Raw genomic sequence first — 10,269 nt, forward strand, 5'->3', positions numbered from 1 at the left:
AATGCGGTGTGTCAGTGGCTCATAAGCTGACTGACACACCGCATTCGCGAACAAGCCCGCTCCCGCATTGTATTTTCATCACCGGGAGGCCTGCGGCAATTTGCCAGCTTGCTATCGGTTTTTTGTTGCCTGTGGTGGCTTATACACATATCGTTACAAAACTGTTCAGCGCCAGCCTCGTGCCAAGGCTTTAACAGCAAGGACGGTTGCGACCAGGGATTACTAATAAGATAGCCAAAATGAGTGCATGACATGTCCACTACAACGGGCAAGGGCAAGGCGATCTTTCGCGTTGTCAGCGGTAACTTCCTCGAGATGTTCGACTTCATGGTCTATGGCTTCTACGCCACGGCCATTGCCAAGACATTTTTCCCCACCGACAGCGCGTTCGCGTCCCTGATGCTGTCCCTGGCGACCTTTGGTGCCGGGTTCCTGATGCGTCCGCTGGGCGCGATTTTCCTCGGTGCCTATATCGACCGTCACGGCCGTAAAAAGGGCCTGGTGATCACCCTGGCGATGATGGCCGCCGGTACCGTGCTGATCGCCTGCGTTCCCGGGTATGCCACCCTGGGTGTCGCGGCGCCGCTGATCGTGTTGTTCGGCCGCCTGCTGCAAGGTTTCTCCGCCGGTGTCGAACTGGGCGGCGTGTCGGTGTACCTGGCGGAAATCGCCACTCCAGGCCGTAAAGGCTTCTTCGTCAGTTGGCAGTCCGCCAGCCAGCAAGCTGCGGTGGTATTCGCCGGCCTGCTGGGCGTAGGCCTCAACCACTGGCTCAGCCCGGAAGAAATGGGTGACTGGGGCTGGCGCGTGCCGTTCCTGATCGGCTGCCTGATCGTGCCGGTGATCTTCGTGATTCGTCGCTCCCTGGAAGAAACCCCGGAATTCCAGGCGCGCAAACACCGCCCTACCCTGCAGGAAATCGTCCGCTCGATCGGCCAGAACTTCGGCATCGTCATCGCCGGCATGGCGCTGGTGGTGATGACCACCGTGTCGTTCTACCTGATCACCGCCTACACCCCGACCTTCGGCAAGGCCGAACTGCACCTGTCGGACTTCGACGCGCTGCTGGTCACTGTGTGCGTGGGCATCTCCAACTTCATCTGGCTGCCGGTGATGGGGGCGGTGTCCGACAAGATCGGGCGTAAACCCCTGCTGCTGGGGGCGACGATTCTGGCGATCCTCACCGCTTATCCAGCGCTGTCCTGGCTGGTGGCCAACCCGAGTTTCAGCCATCTGCTGATCGTGCTGCTCTGGCTGTCGTTCCTGTATGGCTCGTACAACGGCGCGATGGTTGTAGCGCTGACCGAGATCATGCCGGTAGAAGTGCGCACCACCGGTTTCTCCCTGGCCTACAGCCTGGCGACGGCAACCTTTGGTGGCTTTACTCCGGCGGCGTGTACCTACCTGATCCACGTGCTGGACAACAAGGCCGCACCGGGCATCTGGCTCAGCGGCGCGGCGGTGCTGGGCTTGATCGCCACATTGATTCTGTTCAAGGGCAACCGGCATGAACTGCGTACCGCGCAGGCCTCTGTAGTCGGCGGCGCTTGATAGGTCGCTTTCGCGAGCAAGCCCGCTCCCACATTTGAAATGTATTCACAAATCAAAATGTGGGAGCTGGCTTGCCTGCGATGAGGCCGGTACAAGCAACACAAAAACAACAGACATAAAAAAGCCCCGAACCAGTCGGGGCTTTTTCATTTACCGCTGATGCTTAGCGCGGGAATGCTGGCGGGTTAACCCCGGCCATGTCTTCCATCACACGAACCACCTGGCAGCTGTAACCGAATTCGTTGTCGTACCAGACGTACAGAACAACGCGGTTGTCTTGAGTGATGGTCGCTTCAGCGTCCACCACACCGGCGTGGCGCGAGCCCACGAAGTCGGTGGAAACCACTTCCTGCGAATTGACGAAGTCGATTTGCTTGTGCAGATCGGAGTGCAGCGCCATGTAGCGCAGGTACTCGTTCATCTCTTCACGGGTGGCGGCTTTCTCAAGGTTCAGGTTGAGAATGGCCATCGACACGTTCGGCGTCGGAACACGGATCGCGTTACCGGTCAGCTTGCCGGCCAGCTCAGGCAGGGCCTTGGCAGCAGCGGTGGCAGCACCGGTCTCGGTGATCACCATGTTCAGCGCGGCACTACGGCCACGGCGATCGCCCTTGTGGAAGTTGTCGATCAGGTTCTGGTCGTTGGTGTACGAGTGAACCGTTTCAACGTGACCGTTAACGATGCCGAACTTGTCATTCACAGCCTTCAGCACCGGCACGATGGCGTTGGTGGTGCAGGAAGCGGCGGACACGATCTTGTCGTCAGCGGTGATTTCACCGTGGTTGATGCCGTGCACGATGTTCTTCAGCTTGCCCTTGCCAGGCGCAGTCAGGACAACGCGATCGATACCCGGGCACGCCAGGTGCTGGCCCAGGCCCTCGGCGTCACGCCACACACCGGTGTTGTCCACCAGCAGTGCGTCCTTGATGCCGTACTGGGTGTAATCCACCTCAGACGGGTTCTTCGCGTAGATCACCTGGATCAGGTTACCGTTGGCGGTGATGGTGTTGTTTTCTTCGTCGATGACGATGGTGCCGTTGAACGGACCGTGGACCGAGTCACGACGCAGCAGGCTCGCGCGCTTGGTCAGGTCGTTTTCAGCACCTTTACGCACCACGATGGCACGCAGGCGCAGGCCGTCGCCGCCACCGGTTTTTTCGATCAGGATGCGCGCCAGCAGGCGGCCGATACGACCGAAACCGTACAGCACAACGTCGGTGCCTTTGCGGGCTGCGGCGTTTTGCTGGCCAACCACGTCGGCCATTTCTTCACGTACGAACTGCTCGGCGGTGCGGCCAGCGCCTTCCTTGCGGAATTTATAGGCCAGCTTGCCCAGGTCTACCGAAGCCGCGCCGAGCTTGAGCTCGCTCATGGCTTTAAGCAGAGGGAATGTTTCGTGGACGGAGAGTTCGCTATCGTCGGCAGAACGATGGCGAGCAAAGCGATGAGCCTTGAGAATCGCGATGACTGATTGGTTGATCAGGCTGCGGCCATAGATCGAGCTCACCACGTTGTTATTGCGGTATAGCTGACCGATAAGCGGAATCATCGCTTCAGCGAGTGCTTCACGGTCGATCCATTCACCAAGACACTGGTCGGGCTTCTGAGTCACGGGAACCTTCCACATGTAGGGGCAGAAAAAAGGGGCTACATTATGCCGCCCGACCGCCCTCGGAGCAATGCGCGGCCCGCAACAAAACCCCTTGCAAAAAAATATCGCCCCTCTGCAGCCCAGTAAATACGCGGCTTCCAGCGCACCCCCTGTTGGACCAATGTGACAAAGTGTCCGTAACCCTCCGAAACATACACCGATTTCGGCACTACATAATGAGTCAAAAGGCACCTTTGTTTGTCTTAGCCACTACATTTCCTACAAACCGTAATAGGCTCAGTCAGCAACTGACAGGCGGCACTCCGGGCCGTTACAATTACCGACTTTGTCGCAACGCTTGGAGCTCAACCTTCCGTGCCCGTTCTGCGTCTACCGCTTCTCCCTGCCGCGGCAGGTAAACAGCACTGGGGCAATCTGCCCGGTGCCGCCCTGAGCCTGGCCATCGCCGAGGCTGCCAGCGCTGCCAAGCGCTTTACCCTGCTGCTCACCGCCGACAGCCAAAGTGCCGAGCGGCTGGAACAGGAGCTGAGTTTCTTCGCCCCCGATTTGCCGGTACTGCATTTCCCGGACTGGGAAACCCTGCCCTACGATCTGTTCTCGCCGCACCAGGACATCATTTCCCAGCGCATCGCCAGCCTGTACCGCTTGCCGGAACTGGCCCACGGCGTGCTGGTGGTGCCGATCACCACGGCCCTGCACCGCCTGGCACCGACCAAGTTCCTGCTGGGCAGCAGCCTGGTGCTGGATATCGGCCAGAAGCTCGATGTGGAGCAAATGCGCACCCGGCTTGAGGCCAGCGGTTATCGCTGCGTCGACACGGTGTACGAGCACGGTGAGTTCGCCGTGCGTGGCGCGTTGATCGACCTGTTCCCGATGGGCAGCAAACTGCCCTACCGGATCGACCTGTTCGACGACGAAATCGAAACCCTGCGCACCTTCGATCCGGAAAACCAGCGCTCCATCGACAAGGTGCAGTCGATCAAGCTGCTGCCGGCCCGGGAGTTCCCGCTGCAAAAAGACGCGGTCACGCGCTTCAAGGCACGTTTCCGCGAGCGCTTCGACGTGGATTTCCGTCGCTGCCCGATCTTCCAGGACTTGAGCAGCGGGATTACCCCCGCCGGTATCGAGTATTACCTGCCGCTGTTCTTCGACGAAACCTCCACGCTCTTCGACTACCTGCCTCAGGACACCCAGGTGTTCTCGCTGCCAGGCATCGAACAGGCAGCGGAGAATTTCTGGAATGACGTGCGCAACCGTTATGAAGAACGCCGCGTCGACCCGTCCCGTCCTTTATTGCCACCGGCCGAGCTGTTCCTGCCGGTGGAAGACTGCTTCGCCCGCCTGAAAAACTGGCCGCGGGTAGTCGCCAGCCAGCAGGACGTGGATGCAGGCGCCGGCCGCGAGCGCTTCCCGGCGCAAGCGCTGCCGAACCTGGCGATTGAAGCCAAGGCCAACCAGCCGCTGGAAGCACTGTCGAATTTCCTCGGTGACTTCCCCGGCCGCGTGCTGTTTACCGCCGAGTCCGCCGGGCGCCGCGAGGTGCTGCTGGAGTTGCTGGAACGCCTGAAGCTGCGGCCGAAAACCGTCGACAGCTGGCCGGACTTTGTCGCGAGCAAGGACCGCCTGGCGATCACCATCGCACCGCTGGACGAAGGCCTGCTGCTGGACGACCCGGCCCTGGCACTGATTGCCGAAAGCCCGCTGTTCGGTCAACGGGTGATGCAGCGCCGCCGCCGGGAAAAGCGCGCCGATGCCAACAACGACGCAGTGATCAAGAACCTCACCGAACTGCGCGAAGGCGCGCCGGTGGTGCATATCGACCACGGCGTGGGCCGTTACCTGGGCCTGCAGACCCTGGAGATCGACAACCAGGTGGCCGAATTCCTCACCATGGAATACGCCGAGGGCGCCAAGCTTTATGTGCCCGTGGCCAACCTGCACCTGATCGCCCGCTACACCGGCAGCGACGACGCCCTCGCGCCGTTGCACCGCCTGGGCTCCGAGACCTGGCAGAAAGCCAAGCGCAAGGCCGCCGAACAGGTACGCGATGTGGCCGCCGAGTTACTCGACATCTATGCCCGCCGCGCCGCCCGCGAAGGTTATGCGTTTGCCGACCCAAAAGCCGACTACGCCACCTTCAGCGCCGGCTTCGCCTTCGAAGAAACCCCGGACCAGCAAACCACCATCGACGCCGTGCGCGCCGACATGCTGGCGCCCAAGCCGATGGACCGCCTGGTGTGCGGCGACGTGGGCTTCGGCAAGACCGAAGTGGCAATGCGCGCAGCGTTTATTGCGGTGCACGGTGGCCGCCAAGTGGCGATCCTCGTGCCGACCACCCTGCTCGCCCAGCAGCACTACAACAGCTTTCGCGACCGCTTTGCCGACTGGCCGGTGACTGTGGAGGTGATGAGCCGCTTCAAATCGGCCAAGGAAGTGAATGCGGCCATCGCCGACCTGGCGGAAGGCAAGATCGACATTGTCATCGGCACTCACAAGCTGCTGTCGGATGACGTGAAGATCAAGAACCTCGGGCTGGTGATCATCGACGAAGAGCACCGCTTCGGGGTTCGCCAGAAAGAACAGCTCAAGGCCCTGCGCAGTGAAGTCGACATCCTGACGCTCACCGCCACGCCGATTCCGCGCACGCTGAACATGGCGGTGTCGGGCATGCGCGACCTGTCGATCATCGCCACGCCGCCGGCGCGCCGGTTGTCGGTGCGCACCTTCGTCATGGAGCAGAACAAAAGCACGGTCAAGGAAGCCCTGCTGCGCGAGTTGCTGCGCGGCGGCCAGGTGTACTACCTGCACAACGATGTAAAAACCATCGAGAAATGCGCCGCCGACCTCGCCGAACTGGTGCCGGAAGCACGGATCGCCATCGGCCACGGGCAGATGCGCGAGCGCGAACTCGAACAGGTGATGAGCGACTTCTATCACAAGCGCTTCAACGTGCTGATCGCCTCGACCATCATCGAGACCGGCATCGACGTGCCGAGCGCCAACACCATCATCATCGAGCGCGCCGACAAGTTCGGCCTGGCGCAGCTGCATCAGTTGCGCGGCCGGGTCGGGCGCAGCCACCACCAGGCGTATGCCTATCTGCTGACACCGCCGCGCCAGCAGATCACTTCCGACGCCGAGAAGCGCCTGGAAGCGATCGCCAACACCCAGGACCTCGGCGCCGGCTTTGTGCTGGCCACCAACGACCTGGAAATCCGCGGCGCCGGCGAACTGCTGGGCGACGGCCAGAGCGGGCAGATCCAGGCCGTCGGCTTCACCCTGTATATGGAAATGCTCGAGCGCGCGGTGAAGTCCATCCGCAAGGGCGAACAACCGAACCTCGACCAACCGCTGGGTGGCGGCCCGGAGATCAACCTGCGCCTGCCGGCGCTGATCCCCGAAGACTACCTGCCGGATGTGCATGCGCGACTGATCCTGTACAAGCGCATCGCCTCGGCCACCGACGAAGAAGGTCTCAAGGACCTTCAAGTGGAGATGATCGATCGCTTCGGCCTGTTGCCGGAGCCGACCAAGAACCTGGTGCGCCTGACCCTGCTCAAACTGCAGGCCGAGCAACTGGGCATCAAGAAGGTCGACGCCGGCCCGCAAGGCGGGCGTATCGAGTTCGAAGCGCAGACGCCGGTGGACCCACTGGTGCTGATCAAGCTGATTCAGGGCCAGCCCAATCGCTACAAGTTCGAAGGGGCTACGCTGTTCAAATTCATGGTGCCGATGGAACGCGCCGAAGAACGCTTTAATACACTGGAGGCGCTGTTTGAGCGCCTCATCCCGAAATCTGCTTGAAGGACGCCCCAATGCGCCTGTTCCGCATTTTGAGCTTGTTGTTGGTGGTCGTTGCGCCTTCGGCGTTCGCCGACAGCCCGTACCTGGTGGAGATGATCCTGGTGCGCCAGAACGCCGAGCCGGTGATCAACAGCCGTGCGGCGCCGGAAAACTGGGACGCCGGTGCACCACGCCTGGGGACTGACAAAATGAGCCCGCCACGACTGGGCAATATTGTCGAGAAGCTGCAAGCCAGCAGCGACTACACCGTATTGCTGCACAAGTCCTGGGAACAGAATCTCGGTGAGCAACCGGTGAAGCTGGCCATCAGCGATGGCCAGGAACAGTTCGGCCAGTTCCCCATCGAAGGCACCCTGAACCTGCAGCTTGGGCGCTTTACCGATATCGACGCGGACTTCTGGGTTAACCAGTTCGACGCCAACGGCAGCGTCATCGCCAGCGAACACCTCAGCCAGCAAGACGTGCGCACCAAGAACAACCAGCTCAACTACCTGGACGGCGGCCACCTCGCCCTGCTGATCAAGATCACTTCGCTGACCGCCAAGCCGCCCAGCGCTCCACCGCCCGATGTCCAGGACTGATCCAGCACCATGCCCCTGACGTCGTCGTTGACCAAACCCCTGGCCCCTTCGTGGGCCAATCGCTTTAAAGAGCAAAGCCTCGAGCGTGGCCGACGCTACGCCCTGGAAAACCGCGTGCGTATCGTCGAGTCCGGCGACAGCACCATCATTGCCAGCTGCGAAGGCTCGGGTGGCAATGTCTACCGCCAGACCATCTCCCTGCGCGAATCCGCCAAGGGCACGTTGATCCTGGTGGACAGCCGCTGCACGTGCCCCGTGCACACCAACTGCAAACACATCGCCGCCGTGCTGCTCAAGGTCCAGGAAACCCTGGCCTACCCGGCGGCGGCCCAGGATGCCGAGTTGCTGGAGAAGCTCCAGGCGGTGCTGGATAACCGCGTGGTGTTGCCGCAAGTGGTGATGGAAGACGTGCAACCGGTGCCGCGCCTGTGGCTGGCGAGCATCGAGTTCAGCGCCTTCGAGCCGCGCAACGGCAAGATGCAGCGTTATATCCAGCATCGCGCAGCGTTGTCCTTCAACTATCTGGGCAACTACGTCAGCGGCCAGAAGAACGCCGACATTATCGTGCGCCAGGAACAGCAGAGCCTGCGGATCAAGCGCCACCCCGAGGTGGAGCAGCAGTTTCGCGAACAGCTGCGCCTGCTGGGCTTCAAGATCGCCACGCGCCAGAGCAAGGCCCTGCCGGAAAGTGCCGGCGAGCTGTTCGAGATGGTCAACGACAGCGCGTGGCTGAACTTCACCCTGAATGCCTCGCCGAACCTGCGCGCCCAGGGTTGGGAACTACAGATCGACGAAGATTTCGGTTTTGACCTGAGCGCCGTCGACGACTGGTACGCCAGCGTCGACGAAGTGCCGGAGCGTGACTGGTTCGACTTGGAGCTGGGGATCATCGTCAACGGCGAACGCCTGAGTCTTCTGCCGATCCTGTTGAACCTGATGCGCTCTCACACCGAGATCCTCAACCCGGAAAAACTCGCCCGGCGCCGTGATGACGAACTGATCCTGGTGAACATTCCCGGCCTGCCCAACGGCCACGGCCCGCTGCAAGTGGCGCTGCCTTATGGCCGGCTGAAACCGGTGCTGGCAACCCTGGGCGAGTTCTACCTGCAAGAGCCCGGCACCACCGCGCTGCGCCTGGCCAAGGCCGACGCGATTCGCCTGAACCCGCTGGAAGACCTGCCGCTGCAATGGGAAGGCGGCGAAAAGATCCGCAACTTCGCCCAGCGCCTGCGGGACATCAAGGATTTCAGCTGCGAAGCGCCGAAAGGCTTGAACGCAACGTTGCGCCCTTATCAACTGGAAGGCCTGAGCTGGATGCAGTCGCTGCGCCAACTCGACGTCGGCGGGATTCTCGCGGATGACATGGGCCTGGGCAAAACCCTGCAAACCCTGGCGCATATTCTCAGCGAGAAAATCGCCGGACGCCTGGACCGCCCGTGCATGGTGGTGATGCCCACCAGCCTGATCCCGAACTGGCTCGACGAAGCGGCGCACTTCACGCCGCAGCTCAAAGTCATGGCGTTGTACGGCGCGGGGCGCAAGAAACATTTCCCTCAGTTGCAGGACTACGACCTGCTGCTGACCACCTACGCCCTGCTGCCCAAGGACATCGAGCAACTGGCCGCCCTGCCCTTGCACGTGCTGATCCTTGACGAAGCGCAGTACATCAAGAACCCCAACAGCAAGGCCGCCCAGGCGGCCCGCGAGCTGAACGCCCGCCAGCGCCTGTGCCTCAGCGGTACACCGCTGGAAAACCACTTGGGCGAGCTGTGGTCGCTGTTCCACTTCCTGCTGCCGGGTTGGCTGGGGGACGTGAAGAGCTTCAACCGCGATTACCGCGTACCGATCGAAAAGCGCGGCAGCGATGTGCGATTGCAGCACCTTAATGGTCGGATCAAGCCGTTCCTGCTGCGTCGCACCAAGGAGCAGGTGGCGACCGAGCTGCCGCCCAAGACCGAGATCATCCAATGGGTCGACCTCAACGAAGCCCAACGCGACGTGTACGAAACCATGCGCCTGGCGATGGACAAGAAAGTCCGCGACGAGATTACCCGCAAGGGTGTGGCGCGCAGCCAGATCATCATCCTGGAGGCGCTGCTCAAGTTGCGCCAGGTGTGCTGTGATTTACGCCTGGTCAATGATGCAACCCTGCCGGCAAAGGGCAGTAGCTCGGGCAAACTCGACAGCTTGATGGAGATGCTCGAAGAGCTGTTTGCCGAAGGCCGCAGGATTCTGCTGTTTTCCCAGTTCACTTCGATGCTGAGCCTGATCGAGGCCGAGTTGAAGAAGCGCGGCGTGGCTTATGCGCTGCTTACCGGTCAGACGCGGGATCGGCGCACGCCGGTGAAAGACTTCCAGAGCGGCAAGCTGCAGATCTTCCTGATCAGCCTGAAGGCAGGCGGCGTCGGACTTAACCTGACGGAAGCCGACACGGTGATTCACTACGACCCGTGGTGGAACCCGGCCACGGAGAACCAGGCCACCGACCGTGCGTATCGCATCGGCCAGGAAAAGCCGGTATTCGTCTACAAGATGATTGCCCGGGGCACCGTGGAAGAGAAAATCCAGCATTTGCAGAAGGAAAAGTCTGATCTGGCGGCGGGCGTTCTGGATGGGCGGACGACGGGGGATTGGAAGTTGGGGAATGAGGATATCGAGGCGTTGTTTGCGCCGTTGCCGCACAAGCAGGAAAAGCGCTGACTGTTAGATCGCCTTCGCGAG

5 protein-coding genes are annotated in these 10,269 nt (G+C 61.4%); 4 read left to right on the top strand and 1 reads right to left on the bottom strand.

Annotated elements, in window-relative coordinates; all coding sequences use genetic code 11:
- Window positions 1-252 precede the first annotated feature (252 nt).
- Complete coding sequence (locus HX846_RS05995) at window positions 253-1,551, top strand: MFS transporter (RefSeq protein ID WP_008437599.1); 1,299 nt, start codon at window positions 253-255, stop codon at window positions 1,549-1,551.
- 163 nt (window positions 1,552-1,714) lie between these two features.
- Here the strand turns inward: HX846_RS05995 and HX846_RS06000 are convergent, their stop codons facing one another.
- The gene (locus HX846_RS06000; protein WP_023659083.1) at window positions 1,715-3,178 is read right to left on the bottom strand and encodes a glyceraldehyde-3-phosphate dehydrogenase; all 1,464 of its coding nucleotides are present in this window, start codon (window positions 3,176-3,178) and stop codon (window positions 1,715-1,717) included.
- Window positions 3,179-3,517: 339 nt separating this feature from the next.
- Here HX846_RS06000 and mfd point away from each other — a divergent pair, with 339 nt between their 5' ends.
- From mfd to HX846_RS06015, 3 genes are read left to right on the top strand one after another with little or no spacing between them, the layout of a single operon-like run.
- On the top strand, window positions 3,518-6,967 hold the full coding sequence (gene mfd / locus HX846_RS06005; protein WP_003218956.1) for a transcription-repair coupling factor: 3,450 nt from the start codon (window positions 3,518-3,520) through the stop codon (window positions 6,965-6,967).
- An 11-nt stretch (window positions 6,968-6,978) separates the two neighbouring features.
- Window positions 6,979-7,548 carry a CsiV family protein gene (locus HX846_RS06010; RefSeq protein ID WP_003218957.1) on the top strand — a complete coding sequence of 190 codons (570 nt, stop codon included), beginning with the start codon at window positions 6,979-6,981 and terminating at the stop codon, window positions 7,546-7,548.
- Window positions 7,549-7,557: 9 nt separating this feature from the next.
- Window positions 7,558-10,248 (top strand): DEAD/DEAH box helicase, encoded by a 2,691-nt coding sequence (locus HX846_RS06015; RefSeq protein WP_178965126.1) that lies wholly within the window; start codon window positions 7,558-7,560, stop codon window positions 10,246-10,248.
- The last annotated feature ends 21 nt before the right edge of the window (window positions 10,249-10,269 follow it).

The sequence above is a fragment of the Pseudomonas sp. K5002 genome (assembly GCF_013386655.1).
In the GTDB taxonomy this organism is placed as follows: domain Bacteria; phylum Pseudomonadota; class Gammaproteobacteria; order Pseudomonadales; family Pseudomonadaceae; genus Aquipseudomonas.

What these genes read in the sequence shown, in the direction of transcription:
- HX846_RS05995 (WP_008437599.1), top strand. Translation starts at nt 253, where the DNA reads ATGTCCACTACAACGGGCAAGGGCAAGGCGATCTTTCGCGTTGTCAGC.
- HX846_RS06000 (WP_023659083.1), bottom strand. Translation starts at nt 3,178, where the DNA reads ATGTGGAAGGTTCCCGTGACTCAGAAGCCCGACCAGTGTCTTGGTGAA.
- HX846_RS06010 (WP_003218957.1), top strand. Translation starts at nt 6,979, where the DNA reads ATGCGCCTGTTCCGCATTTTGAGCTTGTTGTTGGTGGTCGTTGCGCCT.
- HX846_RS06015 (WP_178965126.1), top strand. Translation starts at nt 7,558, where the DNA reads ATGCCCCTGACGTCGTCGTTGACCAAACCCCTGGCCCCTTCGTGGGCC.